Annotated in this window: 16 protein-coding genes; 9 read left to right on the top strand and 7 right to left on the bottom strand. The window is 67.6% G+C overall.

The features are described 5' to 3' along the window. The first annotated feature begins 55 nt into the window (after positions 1 to 55). The gene (gene glnE / locus ACIGJC_RS05355; RefSeq protein ID WP_483711468.1) at positions 56 to 2908 is read left to right on the top strand and encodes a bifunctional [glutamate--ammonia ligase]-adenylyl-L-tyrosine phosphorylase/[glutamate--ammonia-ligase] adenylyltransferase; all 2853 of its coding nucleotides are present in this window, start codon (positions 56 to 58) and stop codon (positions 2906 to 2908) included. A 31-nt stretch (positions 2909 to 2939) separates the two neighbouring features. Next, positions 2940 to 3521, top strand: coding sequence for a rhombosortase (gene rrtA, locus ACIGJC_RS05360; protein ID WP_483710982.1), 582 nt, complete (start codon positions 2940 to 2942; stop codon positions 3519 to 3521). Positions 3522 to 3527: 6 nt separating this feature from the next. Here rrtA and mprA read toward each other — a convergent pair whose 3' ends face one another. The 4 genes from mprA to ACIGJC_RS05380 all read right to left on the bottom strand — a co-directional run bounded on the left by mprA (position 3528) and on the right by ACIGJC_RS05380 (position 8542). Then, complete coding sequence (gene mprA / locus ACIGJC_RS05365) at positions 3528 to 5162, bottom strand: MprA protease, GlyGly-CTERM protein-sorting domain-containing form (RefSeq protein WP_483710983.1); 1635 nt, start codon at positions 5160 to 5162, stop codon at positions 3528 to 3530. 131 nt (positions 5163 to 5293) lie between these two features. Beyond that, a complete protein-coding gene (locus ACIGJC_RS05370; RefSeq protein WP_483710984.1) occupies positions 5294 to 5734 on the bottom strand; it encodes a hypothetical protein in 441 nt (146 codons plus the stop codon). 68 nt (positions 5735 to 5802) lie between these two features. Then, positions 5803 to 7530, bottom strand: a complete 1728-nt coding sequence (gene recN / locus ACIGJC_RS05375; protein WP_483710985.1) for a DNA repair protein RecN — start codon at positions 7528 to 7530, stop codon at positions 5803 to 5805. A gap of 94 nt (positions 7531 to 7624) precedes the next feature. After that, the gene (locus tag ACIGJC_RS05380; RefSeq protein ID WP_483710986.1) at positions 7625 to 8542 is read right to left on the bottom strand and encodes an NAD kinase; all 918 of its coding nucleotides are present in this window, start codon (positions 8540 to 8542) and stop codon (positions 7625 to 7627) included. A gap of 112 nt (positions 8543 to 8654) precedes the next feature. Here ACIGJC_RS05380 and hrcA point away from each other — a divergent pair, with 112 nt between their 5' ends. The 3 genes from hrcA (at position 8655) to ACIGJC_RS05395 (ending at position 11286) form a co-directional block, all read left to right on the top strand. After that, the gene (gene hrcA, locus ACIGJC_RS05385; RefSeq protein WP_483710987.1) at positions 8655 to 9695 is read left to right on the top strand and encodes a heat-inducible transcriptional repressor HrcA; all 1041 of its coding nucleotides are present in this window, start codon (positions 8655 to 8657) and stop codon (positions 9693 to 9695) included. Positions 9696 to 9778: 83 nt separating this feature from the next. Next, the gene (gene hemH / locus ACIGJC_RS05390) at positions 9779 to 10894 is read left to right on the top strand and encodes a ferrochelatase (protein WP_483710988.1); all 1116 of its coding nucleotides are present in this window, start codon (positions 9779 to 9781) and stop codon (positions 10892 to 10894) included. Then, positions 10891 to 11286, top strand: a complete 396-nt coding sequence (locus ACIGJC_RS05395; RefSeq protein ID WP_483710989.1) for an RNA-binding S4 domain-containing protein — start codon at positions 10891 to 10893, stop codon at positions 11284 to 11286. The genes hemH and ACIGJC_RS05395 overlap by 4 nt, the downstream gene beginning before the upstream one ends. 72 nt (positions 11287 to 11358) lie before the next feature. Here ACIGJC_RS05395 and ACIGJC_RS05400 read toward each other — a convergent pair whose 3' ends face one another. Next, a complete protein-coding gene (locus tag ACIGJC_RS05400; protein WP_483710990.1) occupies positions 11359 to 11523 on the bottom strand; it encodes a hypothetical protein in 165 nt (54 codons plus the stop codon). A gap of 272 nt (positions 11524 to 11795) precedes the next feature. On the opposite strand from ACIGJC_RS05400, the gene grpE reads away from it, so the two are divergent. Together grpE and ACIGJC_RS05410 are read left to right on the top strand one after the other, a co-directional pair. Continuing rightward, on the top strand, positions 11796 to 12350 hold the full coding sequence (gene grpE, locus ACIGJC_RS05405; RefSeq protein WP_483710991.1) for a nucleotide exchange factor GrpE: 555 nt from the start codon (positions 11796 to 11798) through the stop codon (positions 12348 to 12350). 105 nt (positions 12351 to 12455) lie between these two features. Continuing rightward, positions 12456 to 12881, top strand: coding sequence for a thioredoxin family protein (locus tag ACIGJC_RS05410; protein WP_483710992.1), 426 nt, complete (start codon positions 12456 to 12458; stop codon positions 12879 to 12881). On the opposite strand, the gene ACIGJC_RS05415 is transcribed toward ACIGJC_RS05410, so the two are convergent. Continuing rightward, positions 12878 to 14170: a phospholipase A gene (locus ACIGJC_RS05415; RefSeq protein ID WP_483710993.1), complete on the bottom strand. Its 1293-nt coding sequence runs from the start codon at positions 14168 to 14170 to the stop codon at positions 12878 to 12880. The two genes, ACIGJC_RS05410 and ACIGJC_RS05415, sit on opposite strands and share 4 nt — an antisense overlap. 138 nt (positions 14171 to 14308) lie before the next feature. Then, a complete protein-coding gene (locus tag ACIGJC_RS05420; RefSeq protein ID WP_483710994.1) occupies positions 14309 to 14740 on the bottom strand; it encodes a DUF1841 family protein in 432 nt (143 codons plus the stop codon). A 101-nt stretch (positions 14741 to 14841) separates the two neighbouring features. Here ACIGJC_RS05420 and ACIGJC_RS05425 point away from each other — a divergent pair, with 101 nt between their 5' ends. Together ACIGJC_RS05425 and ACIGJC_RS05430 are read left to right on the top strand one after the other, a co-directional pair. Beyond that, complete coding sequence (locus ACIGJC_RS05425; RefSeq protein WP_483710995.1) at positions 14842 to 15768, top strand: DMT family transporter; 927 nt, start codon at positions 14842 to 14844, stop codon at positions 15766 to 15768. 89 nt (positions 15769 to 15857) lie between these two features. Further along, entirely contained in the window at positions 15858 to 16445 is a 588-nt protein-coding gene (locus ACIGJC_RS05430) for a malonic semialdehyde reductase (RefSeq protein WP_483710996.1), read from the top strand. Positions 16446 to 16475 lie beyond the last annotated feature (30 nt).

Here is a 16475-nt window from a genome sequence, read left to right on the forward strand (position 1 = left end):
AATCCAACCCGGCCAGAATGACGTAGGCGCCACGGCCGGCCAGCCGCTGTGCGACATGGCTTGCGGCGCATTCGCCACTACCGCTGCTACCGGGCCGGAACCGGTCGATTTCGGGGGCCACGTATTGTACTCGGCCTCGAGTTCGCATTACGCGCGCCGCGTGCTGCTGGCCCGGCCGGAGTTGGCCGGCATCGTGGCGGCGTCCGCAACCGGGCCGCTGTCGCGGGCCTGGATGAGCGAGCGCCTGAAGGCGTTGCAGGAGCCGTCGGCCGACGTGGAGGAATCCGTCAAGCGCGCGCTGCGGCGCCTGCGCGCCGAAGTCATGTGCGTGGCGATCGAGCGCGACCTGCGCGGCCAGGCGACGCTGGCCGAGGTCACGGGGGCCATGACGGATCTCGCCGAGCTTTGCATCCAGCACGGCCTGGCGATGCTCGGCGACGACCTGGCCGCCACCTTCGGCAGGCCGGTCGGCGAGCAAAGCGGCGAAGTGCAGGAACTCGTCGTGGTCGGCATGGGCAAGCTGGGCGGACGCGAACTCAATGTCTCGTCCGACATCGACCTGATCTTCCTGTATGACGAGGACGGCGAGACCCGTGGCGGCTCGCGCAGCCTGTCCAACCACGAATACTTTATCCGGCTGGGCCGGCGCCTGATCAACCTGCTGGCCGACGTGACCGGCGACGGCTACGTGTTCCGCGTGGACATGCGCCTGCGGCCCAATGGCGATGCCGGTCCGCTGGCTTGCAGCCTGGGCATGCTGGAGGAATACCTGGTGGTGCAGGGCCGCGAGTGGGAACGCTACGCGTGGATCAAGGGCAGGGTGGTGTCGGCGCTCGACACGGCGCACGCGCAGCGCACCGCGGACCTGCTGGCGCGCCTGACCACGCCCTTCGTGTTCCGGCGCTACCTGGACTATGGCGTGATCGCCGCGATCCGCTCGCTGCACGCGCAGATCCGCAGCGAAGCCGCCAAGCGCAGCGGCGGCCTGCCCGGGCATGGCGTCAACCAGCGCTCGTTCAATATCAAGCTCGGCCGTGGCGGCATCCGCGAGATCGAGTTCATGGCGCAGGTGTTCCAGCTCATTCGCGGCGGGCAGGACCCGGCGCTGCGCGTGCGGCCCACGCTCGAAGTGCTGAATGTCGCGGTCGACCGGGGCCTGCTGCCCGCAGCCCAGGCTGCGCAGCTGGCCGATGCCTACCGCTTCCTGCGCCAGCTCGAACACCGCCTGCAGTATCGCGACGACGCCCAGACTCACCACCTGCCGACCGCGCCCGAAGAGCAGCTCGCCGTGGCGCAGATGATGGGCTGCGCCGACTGGCCCGAGTTGCTGGGCAAGCTGGCCGCGCTGCAGGAGCCGGTGGCGCAGCAGTTCGAGGCCACGTTCTCCGATCCCGACGCTTCGCCGTGCGAGGCCCTGTGGCCCGGCATCGTGCTGGAAGACCAGCAGGCGCGCAGTACGCGCGAGGCGCCGGACCAGAGCGGCCCGGATACCGAGGTGTCGCCGTGCCAGCGCCTGCAGGAAGCCGGCTATACCAATTGCCCGGGCCTGCTGGACCGGCTGCGCGCCATTGCCACGTCGCTGCGCTACCGTGCGCTGTCGGAATCGAGCCGCGTGCGCTTCGACCAGCTCGTGAACCGCGCGCTGGATCTTGCCGCCAGGCAGGAGGACGCGGACAGCACCATCACGCGCTTTATCGATTTCCTCGAGGCGATCAGCCGCCGCGCCTCGTACCTCTCGCTGCTGTCGGAATACCCGCAGGCCATGGACCGCGTCGCGCATACGCTGCACGCGTCGCGCTGGGCGGCCACGTATCTGACGCGCCATCCGCAACTGCTCGATGAACTGCTCGACAGCGATGCGCTGGCCGGCGCCCCCGACTGGCCCGCGTTCCGCCGGCGCCTGTCCGAGCGCCTGCTCGACGCCGACGGCCAGATCGAGCAGCAGATGGATGTCCTGCGCCGCGAGCATCATGTCGAGACCTTCCGCATCCTGCTGCAGGACCTGCAGGGGTTGCTGACGGTCGAGCAGATCGCGGACCGGCTGTCCGAACTGGCCGACGCCATGCTGGAGGTCACGCTGGAAACGGTCTGGCGCCAGCTCGCCACGCGCCACTGCGAGACCCCGCGCTTCGCCGTGATCGCCTATGGCCGCCTGGGCGGCAAGGAACTGGGCTATGCCTCGGACCTGGACATCATCTTCCTGTATGAAGACGGGCATGAACGCGCGCCCGACGTGTACGCGGCCTATGCGCGGCGGCTCATCACCTGGCTGACCAGCCATACGGCGGCCGGCTCGCTGTTCGACGTCGACATGCGGCTGCGCCCCAACGGCGCGGCCGGCCTGCTGGTCACCAGCTTCGATGCGTTCCGCCGCTACCAGCTGCGCGAAGGCGATAACACCGCGTGGGTCTGGGAGCACCAGGCGCTCACGCGCGCGCGCTTCTGTGCGGGCGATGCGTCGATCGGCGCGCGCTTCGAGGCGCTGCGCGACGAGATCCTGCGCCAGCCGCGCGACGCCGCCGCGCTGCGCGACGAGATCGTGCAGATGCGCGGCAAGGTGGCGGAAGGACATCCGAACCCGACACCTCTGTTCGACCTCAAGCATGACCGTGGCGGCATGGTGGATATCGAATTCACCGTGCAGTACCTGGTGCTGCTGCATAGCGGGACCCACCCGCAGCTCACGCGCAATGCCGGCAATATCGCGCTGCTGCGCGAAGCCGGCGAGCTGGGTTTGATCGACGCCACGCTGGCGGTGCAGGTCGGCGACGCCTACCGCCAGTTCCGCGCGCTGCAGCACCAGCTGCGGCTGGACGGGCAGGACCAGGCTCGCGTGCCGGCCGCGCAGGTGGCGGAACTGACCGCGCGCGTCACGGCGCTCTGGCAGGCCGTGTTCGGTGCCGCCTGATCCGGCCCGGCCCGGCGCAGCATGGCCGGGCATGCTGGCCGCCATCGCCGTGGTCTGGGGGCTGTCGGCCTTGATGAGTTTCGTGCCATGGCTGCACGCGCACGGCCTCTACCTGCGCGACGCCGTGCGGGGCGGCGAGTGGTGGCGGCTCCTGACGGCCATGTGGGTACACCTGGACTGGCGCCACTGGCTTGCCGATGCCTGCGCGGCCGCGGGCCTGCTGCTGGTCGCCGGCCGTGCGGTGCGTGTACGTGAAGCCCTGCTGGTACTGGTGCTCTGCGGCATCGCGGTGCAGGTGGCGTTGCTGCGCGTGCCGGCAATCGTCTGGTATGGCGGATTGTCCGGCGCACTGCACGGGCTGGCCTTGTGGGCGGCACTGAGCGTGATGCGCGTGCCCGGCTTGCCGCGGGCGATAGGGGTGCTGCTGAGCCTTGGCGTGATGGCCAAGGTGTGGTTGGAGCAATCGTGGCTGGCGCCGGTGGTGTTCGATCCGTCCTGGGGCTTTGGCGTGGTCCGCGCCGCGCATGCGGCCGGCGCCGTGGCGGGCCTGGCATGCTGGCTGCTGCAGGACTGGTGGCGGGGCCGGCGCGCGCCAGCCCCGGATCGAGGCTGACGGCGCTCAGCCGCGGCGCCGCAGCGAGAAGGCCAGCAATCCGGCCACGCCGAGCAGGGCCGCCTGCCAGGGCGCCATCGCGCCGCCGCCGCCCCCCGATGATGGGGCCGGCGGTGCCGCCGTGGTGTTGGCCGCCGCGGTCAGCGCCCCAGCGGCATCGAGCAGGCCCGCGCCGCACACGCCCGGATTGGTCGTGCAGTAGGTGCCGGACGGATGCGGCCGTGCCGAACTCTTTAACGCGGCCGTGACCTGTGCCGGTGAAAGCGTGCCATTGACGGACAGCATCAGCGAGACCACGCCCGATACCATCGGCGCCGCGAAGCTGGTGCCCTGCGAGTTGATGGTCTTGTAGGCGCCGAGGGAGGTAGTGCCATCGTTCGAGAGCGTGCGGATCTCCGACACCGCCGTCGTGCACATGCCGTTCACGACCTTGGAATTGCCGCAGCCGCCGCCAGGCGCGCTGATCGTGACCTGCGGCCCGACACTGGCAAAGCTCGAGTTCTCGCCGTCATTGACATGCGCGGTCACGGCAATCACGCCGCTGCAGTCAGCCGGCGCTTCCACCGCCCCGCCGCTGTTGCCGGCAGCCACGACCACCGACACGCCGCGCCCGACCACATCGTTGATGGCCTGCTGCTCGATGCTGGTGCAGGTGCCGCCGCCGAGGCTGATATTGATCACGCGCGCGGGGTTCACGTTGTCCGGCACATTGGGGACGCTAATGCCGGCAGCCCAGCGCATGCCGTCCACCGTGTCGGAGAGCAGGGCGCCGCAGCGTCCGGCAACCCGTACCGGCAGGATGCGCGTGTTCCAGTCGACCCCGGCAATGCCCTGGCCATTGTTGGTCAGGGCGCCCAGCACGCTTGCCACGCGGGTGCCATGCCAGGAGTTGGACGTGGCCGTGGTAGTCGGTGTGGAGCTGCCCGGACAGAGAAAGCCTGACGGCACGTTATCGCCAGCGTCAGTGGGATCGCTGTCGCGGCCGTCGCCGTCATTGGAGACCGTGGTGCTGCTGATGAAATCGTAGCCGGCAACCAGCTTGGCGGCCAGGTCAGGGTGGGGCAGATAGCCGGTGTCGAGCACCGCGACCACGATGCCCGCGCTGCCGCGCGAGCGGTCCCATGCGCGCGGCAGGTTGGCGCCGCCGATGGCGGTGCCGGTGCCCATCATGTACGGCTGGGCCGAGGCGAATTCGGGATCGTTGGGAATCGTGTCGTGCAGGTGCAGCCAGCGGTCAGGCACGGCGTCGGCGACGCGCGGATCCTGGCGCAACGTGGCTGCCAATGCCTCCGGATCGGGGTGGCTGCCGTCGGCCGTGCCCACCAGGTCAGTATTGCCTGCCATGCTTCGCCGCACGGCGAGGTTGACGCCCGAGTGGCTGCGCAACTGCTGCAGGCGGTCTTCGCCGGCCGCGGTGCCATGCTTGGCATCGCCCATCGCGCCCGACGCACTCGGCGTGAGACTGGTATCACGCCAGCGTACGATGACATTGCCGGTATAGGCGGGAGACGCCTGAACGCCGTCGGCCGCCAGCGTGGCCGGAGCATGGATTGCCCAGCCCAGCGCCATGAGCGCTGCGGCGAGCCATCGGAGGGCAGCGGCGCGGCTGCGCCTGGAAACCTGGTGCGACAGGTGCGGCATGAACGCCTCCCGGTGCGCCCGGGCGCTGGCGGCACGGCCGCCAGCGCCCGGGACAGTGCTATGTAGCGAATACGATCCGTTCGGATTCTGCAAGTTCGATGAAGGCTTGCCCCGGACGATGCTTCGGCCGCTCAGCTCGCCGGCATGTCGCGGCTGACTGGCATGGTGTGGTTGGGCTTGAGCATACGGTCAGGCTCGGCCGAGCCGATGCGCGGTGCCGCACGCAACGTCGCCAGGGCCTGGTCCATGGTGGCATCCGGCGACGCACTGATGGCCGTCACCAGCCACACGCCGCCGGACAGGGGCCGCTTGACCACGAAGCGGATCGGCCCTTCGATGGTGTCGAGCAGCTTGCCGGCTTCCTCGGAGACATTCACGTCGGGCGCCGTGAAGCGGACCATGATGTCGCCGACCACCCGATCCGCCGAAATCGCGCCGCGCGGAGGTTGCGATGCCTTGGGCTGGGCCTGGCAGCCGGTCAGCGCCAAGAGTGCCGCGATGGCGACCGCCCCCGCGGCGAACACCGGCACGAAGGCACGCCGGCGACCGGCGGACGGCAGAGGGCGGGTCATGGTTTGCTCCTGTGAATACGTGAATAGTTGGCGACGGCGATTGCCGGCAGCCTCGGGCGCTGGCTGGTTCAGCCGGCGCTGCGCCGCGAGCGCCGCCCTTCCTTGCCGCTGCTCGCGCGCGCGCCTTGCGCGAGCATTTCCTCGGCGTGCTGGAGCGTGGTGGCGGTCACCGTCGCGCCACCGAGCATGCGGGCGGTTTCCACCACGCGGCCGGCGGCGTCGAGCGCGCGGATGCGCGAGCGCGTGATCGACACGGACCCGTCGCCCGTGGTTTCCTTGCTGACCAGCAGATGCTGCCCGGCCTGCGCGGCGACCTGCGGCAGGTGCGTTACGCACAGGACCTGGCGCGCGCGCCCGAGTTCCTGGAGGCGCCGGCCGACCACTTCGGCCACCGCGCCGCCAATGCCGGTGTCGACTTCGTCGAAGATCAGCGTGGGCGTGGGCGATGCTTCGCTGGTGATGACCGAGATCGCGAGGCTGATGCGGGCCAGTTCGCCGCCGGAGGCGACGCGGGCCAGCGGCCGGGCGCTGACGCCGGCGTGGCCGGCGACCAGGAATTCGACCTGCTCCAGGCCATAGCTCTGGCCTTCCTCCAGTGGATTAAGTGCGGCGACGAAGCTGCCGCCCGCCATCGACAGGCCCTGCATGGCGTCGGTAACGGCCGTGGACAGGGCCTTGGCCGCTTCCTTGCGGGCCAGGCTCAAGTGCTGGGCCAGCGTCAGGTAGGCCGCCTTGGCGGCCGCCTCGCGCGCGAGCACCTTGTTGATGTCCTGCGCCGACTGCAGGTCGTCGAGCTGCTGGCGGCGCGCCAGCAGTTCATCGGCCAGCTGCTCGGGCGGCAGGCGGTACTTGCGCGCCGTGGCATGCAGCGCCTGCATGCGGTCGCTGACGGCTTCGAGCCGTTCAGGGTCGAGTTCGAGGCGGTCGACATAGCGCATGAGCGAATGCGCCGCTTCCTCGGCCTGCAACTGCGCGGGCTCCAGCGCGGCGAGCACGTCGCGCAGCGCCGGATCGACGTCGGCAAGCTGCTGAACCCGGTGCACGATGGCATTGAGCGCCGACAGGACCGAGCCGTCGGCTTCGGACAGGGCATCGAGCGCGGCGCGGCTGCCATCGATCAGGCCCGCTGCGTGGGACAGGCGGTTGTACTCCGCCTGGATCTCTTCCCATTCACCGGGCTGCGGCGCGAGCTTGTCGAGTTCGCCGACCTGCCATTCGAGCCGCTCGCGTTCGAGCTGCATTTCGCGCGACTGGTGCTCGACCGCCTCGCGCTGGCGCACGCAGGCGCGCCACGCGCGCCAGGACTCGGCTACCGCGCCGGCCTGCTGGGTCAGCCCGGCATGGGCGTCGAACAGCAGGCGCTGGGCGTCGGGGCGCAGCAGCAGCTGGTGGGCATGCTGGCCATGGATATCGACCAGCTGGTCGCCGACCTCGCGCAACTGGGCCAGCGTCGCGGCGGCGCCGTTGATGAAGGCCTTGCTGCGACCACCGGCGTCGACCGTGCGCCGCAGCAGCACGGTCCGCATGCCGCCGTCGTCCTCGCCGCCCAGTTCTCGCTCGTCGAGCCAGGCGTCGAGGGCCACGTGCGTCGAGAAGGTGGCGCTGATGCTGGCGCGCGTGGCGCCTTCGCGCACGATGCCGGCATCGGCGCGTTCGCCCAGCACCAGCGCCAGCGCGTCGATCAGGATCGATTTGCCGGCGCCGGTTTCGCCGGTGAAGACCGTGAAGCCGGACTGGAAATCGAGGTCGAGCGTATCGACGATGACGAAATCGCGGATGGACAGGCTGCGCAGCATCGTGGCGGTGAAAGGGTTGGGTCGGTGCGGACGGTTTGAGCCGGATTTAGCCGGATTCAGCCGGATTCAGCCGGATTCAGCCGGATTCAGTCGCTCAGAGGCGGTTGTCCTCGGTCGGGTACTCGTGCCAGTGCAGCTTCTTGCGCAGCGTGGCGTAGTAGTTGTAGCCCACCGGGTGCAGCAGCTGGATGGTCTTCTTCGAGCGCCGCACGACGATGCGGTCGCCCGGCAGCAGCGACGTGAGCGACTGCATGTCGAAGTTGACGCTGGCGTCGCGCGCGGTCGCCACCTCGATGGTCACCTCGGCATCGTGCGGCAGCACGATGGGCCGGTTGGACAGCGAGTGCGGGGCGATTGGCACCAGCACCAGGCCTGACAGCGTCGGGTGGAGGATCGGTCCGCCGGCGGACAGCGCGTAGGCGGTCGAACCGGTGGCGGTCGACACGATCAGGCCGTCCGACCGCTGGTTGTACATGAAGTAGCCGTCCACCGACACGGCCAGTTCGACCATGCCGGAAATGCCCGAACGGTTGACCACCACGTCGTTCAGGGCCAGCGCGGAGAAGATGCGGCTGTCGTCGCGCACGACGCTGGATTCCAGCAGCAGCCGGGTCTCGGCCTCGTAGCGGCCTTCGAGCATGTCCGGCAGCACCGTCTGCACGTCTTCGAGCGGGATATCCGTCATGAAGCCGAGCCGGCCGTGGTTGACGCCGATCAGCGGCACGTTGTGTCCGGCAAGCTGGCGGGCAAGCCCGAGCAGCGTGCCGTCGCCGCCCAGCACCACGGCGACGTCCGCCTCCCGGCCGATTTCCTCGGCGGTCAGTGCGGGATAGCCGGTCAGCCCGGTGGCCTGCGCGGTCTCGCGTTCGAACACCACATCCTGGCCATTGCGCAGGATGTAGGACGCGAGCTCCTCCAGCGGGCCTTCGATGCCGGCAGTCGAGTACCGGCCCACGAGGGCCACGGTCTTGAACGGGGTGCGCAAGGCGCTGGTTTTGGGGGGGGCAGACATGCGGGGATTAGACCATACCGCCGTGACCGTTGCCAGCATGGGGCGGACGCGCCATGTGGCGGGGGCCGGCCAGGCGCCCGAAGCGGTAAAACTTGCGTAAAATCGGGGCATCATGGATGAACGTTCGAAAACGCTGCTCAAGACCCTGATTGAGCGCTACATTGCCGAAGGGCAGCCGGTCGGCTCCCGGACCCTGTCCAGGTATTCCGGGTTGGACCTGTCGCCGGCCACCATCCGCAATGTGATGTCCGATCTGGAGGAAATGGGCTTTATCTCAAGCCCGCATACTTCCGCGGGACGGATCCCGACGCCGCGCGGGTATCGCCTGTTCGTCGATACCATGCTGACCGTCAAGCCGATCGAGCGCGGCGGCATGGAGATGACGGAGCTGGCCGGCCAGATCCAGGGCCAGCTCGGCGGTCAGCAGCAGCTCGGCCCGCAGCGCGTGATCACGGCGGCCGCTCGAACCTTGTCAAACCTCTCGCACTTTGCCGGCGTGATCATGACACCGCGGCGCGCGCAGTCGTTCCGGCAGATCGAATTCATGCGGCTGTCGGACAAGCGCATCCTGCTGATCATCGTCAGCCCTGAGGGCGACGTGCAGAACCGGATCATCCAGACGGAACTGCCGTACACCCCCGCCCAGCTCATTGAAGCGGCGAATTTCTTCAACGCGCATTACGCGGGCATGAGCTTCGACGCCGTGCGCGACCACCTGCGCGTGGAACTGCGCGACCTGCGGCGCGACATGTCGCAACTGATGCAGGCGGCGGTCGAGGCGGGCAGCAGCGCCATGGAAGAAGAGGACGACCACGTCTACATCAGCGGCGAGCGCAAGCTGCTGGAGGTGGAAGACCTGTCGTCGAGCATGGACAAGCTGCGCCGGCTGTTCGACGTGTTCGAGCACAAGACCAGCCTGCTCCAGCTGCTGGACGTGTCAAGCCATGCGCAGGGCGTGCAGATTTTCATCGGCGGCGAAAGCCAGCTGGTGCCGCTCGAGGACATGGCCGTGATCACCGCGCCATACGAGGTGGATGGCCAGATCGTCGGCACGCTGGGGGTGATCGGCCCGACCCGCATGGCCTATGAGCGGGTCATCCCGATTGTCGACATCACGGCACGGCTGCTGTCGAGCGCACTGAGCCAGAACTAGGACCCGTCCAGCGGGTCACACAGTCTGCGTCCCCATTTCCACAGCCCGGCGGCATCCTGCCGCCCGGCCCTATCGGAAGCGACATGACGTTTTCTCCCGAACCGGTCTATCAGCACGGCCAGGCGCCGCGCACGGCCATCCTGCTGGTCAACCTGGGCACGCCCGACGCACCGACCCCCAAGGCGGTGGGGCGCTACCTGAAGGAGTTCCTTTCCGATCCGCGCGTGGTCGAGATCCCGCGCCTGGCCTGGCTGCCGCTGCTGCATGGGGTGATCGTGCCGCTGCGCTCGCGCGCCTCGGCCCTCAAGTACGAGTCGATCTGGCTGCGCGAGGCGCATATGACCGGGTCGCCGCTACTCGTATACAGCGAACGCCAGGCGCACGCGCTGCAGCGCCTGCTCAACCAGCAGGGCTACGAGGTCACGGTCGCCTGCGCGATGCGCTATGGCAATCCGTCGGTCGAATCCGTGCTGGAGGCGCTGCGCCGCCAGGGCACGGAGCAGGTGCTGGTGCTGCCGATGTATCCGCAATACTCCGGCACCACCACGGCCACCGCGTTCGACGAGGTATTCCGGGTGCTCGGCCAGTGGCGCAACCAGCCTGAACTTCGCTTCGTGAAGCATTTCCATGACCATCCCGCCTATATTGCGGCGCTGCACCAGCAGGTCGGGGCGTACTGGGCCCAGCATGGCATGCCGGATTTCGCGCACGGCGACAAGCTGATCCTGTCCTTCCACGGCGTGCCGCGCCGGACGCTGGAACTGGGCGATCCCTATCACTGCGAATGCCTCAAGACGGGGCGCCTTCTCGGCGACGCGCTGGGTCTCCAGCCGGGTCAGTATCAGGTGACGTTCCAGTCTCGTTTTGGCAAGGCCGAATGGCTCCAGCCCTATACGGCGCCGACGCTGGCGGAACTGGGCAAGGTCGGCGCGGGGCGGGTCGATGTCTTCTGCCCGGGCTTTCCCGCCGACTGCATCGAGACGCTGGAAGAGATTGCCATGGAAGGCCAGACCGAGTTCATGGTGGCGGGCGGCAAGCAATTCCACTTTATCCCGTGCATGAACGATGCCCAGGCCTGGATCGCGGCGCTGGCGGAGATTGCCTTGCAGCACCTGCAGGGCTGGCCGCTGAATGCGCCGCATCCGCATGAACTGGAAGCCCGCCGCAGTCGCGCGCAGACCCGTGGAGCGGCAGCATGAACGTCAGTTTCGAGCCCGACGCGCGCCTGCGTATTGACAAATGGCTCTGGTGCGCACGCTTCTTCAAGACCCGCTCGCTTGCGGCAGAGGCCGTCGAGCGGGGCAAGGTCACGGTCAACGGCCAGCCATGCAAGAATTCCCGCGAAGTCCGGCCGGGCGACATGGTGGTGCTCGAAGCCCATCAGCAGCGCTGGGAAGTGATGGTGAAGGGCATTGCGCAGGCGCGCGGCCCGGCGCCAGTGGCACAGACGCTCTATGCGGAAACCGAGGCCAGCCAGGCCCGTCGTCAAACCGAAGCGGAGCAGCGGCGTTTCCAGCCGGAACCGTCGTCGCAGTTGCAGGGCCGTCCCACCAAAAAGGACCGGCGGCGCATTGATGATTTCAGGCGCTGAACGCGACAACGCGGCCGTTCCGGCAAGCGCCGGTACGGCCGCGTTGAAGGATCAGCGTCAGGCAGCGGCGTGTTACGGATTGACGCCGATGTAGTGGACGAGGTAATGCTTGAACACGGCCTTGCCGCTGCCATACTCCGTATCGCGCGGAGTCAGCGCGCCGGACAGGCAGATGAAGACTGTCATGAATGACAGCGCGGCAAGCAGGCAGAGCGTCACGACGGGAAGCTTGTGCATGGCCAACCTTTCGGGAGAGGCACAAATGTGATCCAACTCCAGACCCCCGTTATTTTTGTCATTTTTCTTGATAAGAATGTTAGTGAGTGCAGTGCAACAAAGCAATAAGCGTTCAATTGCACAAGGGGGGCGTTTGTAACGGTGTGTTTCGGGGTCTCTTTGCAACCACCCTTGAAAAAAGTCGGGTTGCCACCAGATCAGCGGGACACACGCCGATTTACCCACCGCGGCCTGCACCGGACGGCCGCGACAATGCATTGATACGGATCGACATGGAAGAACAGAAGCAGACGCCATCCACCCCGACGCCTGAGTCCGCCGCCGAAGAGGTCATCAACGCCGCGGCCGCCGCGCCGGAGACTGCCGCCGTGGACGATGTGGCGGCACAGCTTGCCGCGCTGGAAGCCAAGGCGCGCGAGCACTACGACATGTATGTGCGCTCCGTGGCGGAAAGCGAGAACATCCGCCGCCGCGCGCAGGAGGACGTGTCCAAGGCGCACAAGTTCGCCATCGAGAATTTTGCCGACAACCTGCTGCCCGTGATGGACAGCCTGCAGGCTGCGCTGGCGGACGGTTCAGGCGATATCGCCAAGTTGCGGGAGGGCGTCGAACTGACCGCGCGCCAACTGGCTGCTGCCTTCGAGCGCGGCAAGATCGTGGAACTGAACCCGGTCGGCGACAAGTTCGACCCGCACCGCCACCAGGCTATCTCGATGGTGCCGTCCGAGCAGGATGCCAACACGGTCGTGACGGTGCTGCAACGCGGCTATATGATTGCCGACCGCGTGCTCCGTCCGGCGCTGGTGACGGTTTCGGCACCCAAGTAGGCAGGGATCGCGGGTGCGGCCGAGCGGTCGCTCCCGCCGATACCATCCTCGACGCCCCGGCGCCAGTCTGGCCCCGGGGCGTCTTGCCCTTCACGGAGGCAAGCCATGAGCGACGCAGCACCCGGTACCACGCCATCATCCGAAGCGCACCTGGACCATCGCGCCTTTGATGCATTCGGCATGCAAGCGGTGGACGAGGCCTCGATCGATGCCGCCATCGCCGCGGCGGGCGACAAGCTGGTGTGCGTGTTCTTCTGGGGCGTGGACTGTTTCAACTGCGAAATGGCGAAGCAGGCCATGCTCTCCAACCCCGGGCCGATCCGCGCCCTGGACCTGCACTGGCTGCATGCCAATGTCTATGCGCACCCGGAGCTCGGCCGGCGTTTCGGCCTGCATGGCATTCCGGTCTTCATGTTCTACCGGAACGGAAAGAAGCTCGGCCGCGCCACCGGCTGGCACGGCCATGGCCAGTTCGCCGCGGCGGTGGCCAACGCGCGCCTGAAGGCGCAAGGCAAGCCGCTCGCCGGCTAGCGCGACAGCGCGTAGCCCAGCCGGAACTGCCAGGGCACCTTCTGGTTGTAGTCGAGCAGGCTTTCGCCATAGCCGGCGAAATAGCCGGCCATCAGGTATCCGGCGGTGCCCGGTATGAGCCGCGCCAGCGGATAGGTCACCCGCGCGTCGACGCTGCCGTACCAGCTGCGCGTGCCTTTGCGCACCGTGGCGGCAAACTCCCACGAATCAGCCTTGCCATAGGCCAGATCCAGGTCCATGTAGCCGCGGTAATGCGCGATGTCGGGGTTGTCGTTCTTCTCCAGGTAGGCGTACAGCTTGGGCGCGACGCGCCAGTGCCAGTTGTTCTGGTCGCCGAAATAGAACGTCGGCTTGAAGAAAACGGTATTGATGCTGCGCGAGTCGTCGCCGTTGCGGCCGTTGGACTCGTGCTCCAGCCCGGTGGCCAGCGACAGGCGGCTGATGGCCGGGTTATGCACGCCCGTGTCGGACAGGTAGTAATAGAAGCTCGGCCGGTAGTTGGTGTCGCGGAACGGCTTGGAATCCTGCGACAGGTCCCACAACGAGAACTGCGTGTAGGCGAAGTAGAGGTTGTCGATCAGGCGCCGCGAGGCCGGATCCTTGCCTTCCAGGATGCGGTACTTGAAGCTGAGCTGAAATTTGGCATTGCCGCCATCGTGCGCGCCGGCGATGAAGTACATCGGGTCATTGAAAGACAGGCGCGCGCTGTCACGCAGGTCGGCCGGAGCCGGGGCTGGCTGAGCGGCCGAGGCGACGGGTACTACCGGCGCCGGCGTGTTGTCGGCGGCCCCGGCTTCATGCGCGGGCGCGGAGGCGGCGGCTGCCAGCGGCGTCGCGGCCGGCTGGCCGGACGTTGCCTGCTGGTTCAGCGTGACGAGTACCGGCGCGGCGTCGATGCCTGTGGCGTCCAGGCGAATCGTGCCGCGCAAGCCGGGCGGCAGGTCGGCGGCATAGCGGATGGTCCGGTTTTCCCCCTTGCGCAGGGAAACGATGGCAGGGCCCGGTTGCTCTCGCCGCAGGATGAGTTTCACCGGCGCCTGGAGATCGCCGGAGGCGGTGACTTCAAGCGTGTCGGGTATTTGGTACCGGCGCGTTCCGGTCTCGGCGCGGATCAGCAGCGTCAGTGCGAGCGGCCGGGCGCCGTCGATGACGCGGGGCGGCTGCAGCATCGAGACCGCGGCGTGGCCTGACAGGGGCAGGGTGGAAGCCAGCAGCAGGCAAAACCATTTCCACTTCGCGCCGGCTCCATGGGCGCGCTGGCCCTGTGCGGGCTGAGACGTCTCGGGCATATCGGGGAAGCGCCGAGTCCGGCCGGACTTCGGCGCAGGCGGATGGCAATGCGGGCAAGCCTACCACGGTACCCGCTGGCGGTTGTGACGAATTGTACGCAGGGGCGCCGTCTCGGTCTTCTGGCGTAGCGGCGTCGATCAGCGCGACGCGCGGCGCCGAACGTTTTCGACGTATTGCACACCATCCGGCGGAAGGCCGGTCCGTTGTGCCTGCCATAGCATCTCGCCCAGGCATTCCATGACCTGGTGCTGGGCTTCGTGCGGCGAGTCCAGGCGCTGTGTCAGCGTTTCGTAGGCCTGGCGGATGCCCGGAGGCTGGTCGATGGAGACCTGCTCCGAAATCGACAGGTGCATGGCCAGGTGGAGGAACGGGTTGGTCTGGCCCTTTTCGGGCGTAAAGTCCTGCGCCAGCGCGCCTTCGGTATCGGTCAGCAGCGCCTGGTATTCCGGGTGCTCGCCGATCCAGTCGACGGCAATGGCTTCCAGCGGGGTCAGGACGCCGCCGGAAAGCTGCTTCTGCCAGGCATCGCAGAAGAATCGGCGGACTTCTTCACGGGAGGGATTAAACATGGTGGCGTCATTGTAAACGAGCACTCGCGGCCGCGCTGCCGGTGGCGCCGGCGCCATTAGAATGCGGGATTGGCCAATCGGGCCGCCGTCCGACGTTCTCCATGTCCGTTTCCACGTCAGCTGTCTCTGAACGCGCCCGCGAAAAGTTCGTGGGCGTGCTGCTGATCGCGCTGTCCGCGAGTGCCTTCGGTGCGATGGCGATCTTCGCCCGGTTCGCCTACGAGGCGGGTGCCGATGTCTATGGCCTGCTGACCGTGCGCTTCACGCTGGCCGCCGTGGCGCTGGCGTTCGTGATGCGCGGGCGCGGCATCCGGCTGCCGTCGTGGCGGCGCGTGCTGGCGCTGGCGGCCATGGGCGGCATCGGCTATGTGGGCCAGTCCTTCTGCTTTTTCAGTGCACTCAACCATGCGCAGGCGAGCCTGGTGGCATTGCTGCTGTACCTGTATCCGCTCTTCGTCACGATCCTGGCGGCCATTTTCCTCAAGGAACGCCTGACGACCGCCGCGGCCATCGCGCTGGTATTGTGCTCGGCTGGCGCGGGGCTCACCGTCGGGGGCGGGGAGGGCAGTCCGCTTGGCATTGCGCTCGGGCTGGCCGCCGCCGTGATCTACTCGGTCTACATCATTGTTGGCGCGCGCGTGACGGCAGGCGTCAATGCGATCGCCACCACTACGGTGATCTGCACCGCGGCGGCACTGGTCTACGGCTCGATCAGCGTGCTGCGCCTTGGCGCCGGCGTGCCACCGCAATTTCCCGCGACGGCGGGGGGGTGGCTGGCCATGCTCGGCATTGCCCTGCTGTCCACGGTGCTGGCCATCCTCACCTTCTTTGCCGGGCTCCAGCGCCTTGGCGCGGCGCAGGCGTCGATGCTGTCCACGCTGGAGCCGGTCGTCACGGTGGTGCTGGCCGCGGCGTTGCTTGGTGAACATATCAGTGGCGCGCAAGCGGTGGGCGGCGGCCTTATCCTGGCCGGCGTGCTGTGGCTGACCCGTCGTGCCAGCGCAGCGCCGAAGATGCAAGAGAATTGAATTCCCTGATCAAAGCGGCTGCACTAGCGTAGTCCGGCGCTTGGGTACAATTCGCGCTTCTCTTTCACACAATGTACAGGAACGAGCGCATGTCCCAGATCGATCAGGCAGCCCTGGCCCAATTGTTCACCGAAGCCCGCACGCACAACGTGTGGCAGGATCGTCACGTGGATGACGCCGTGCTGCACCAGGTCTATGAAGCCATGAAGTTCGGCCCGACCGCGGCCAACACCTGCCCCGCGCGCATCGTTTTCGTCAAGAGCGCCGCCGAGAAGGCCCGCCTGGTCGAGTGCATGTCCCCCGGCAACGTCGACAAGACCCGTTCCGCGCCCGTCACGGCCATCATCGCTTTCGACAAGGCCTTCCACGACCAGCTGCCCAAGCTGTTCCCGCATGCCGATGCCCGCTCGTGGTATGCCGGCAACGACGCCAAGATCGCCCGCGATGCGCTCATGAACAGCTCGCTGCAAGGCGGCTACTTCATCCTGGCCGCGCGCGCCATGGGCCTGGACTGCGGCCCGATGGGCGGCTTCGATGCCGACAAGATCAACGCTACGTTCTTCCCCGACGGCAAGTGGGAAGTCAACTTCCTGTGCAACCTGGGCTACGGCGAAAGCGACAAGCTGTTCCCGCGCCTGCCGCGCCTGTCGTTCGACGAAGCCTGCCGCGTGGTGTAAGACGGTACGCCTCGCCCGCCATGAATAAGA

It is taken from the genome of Cupriavidus sp. C3SS-1, assembly GCF_057073755.1.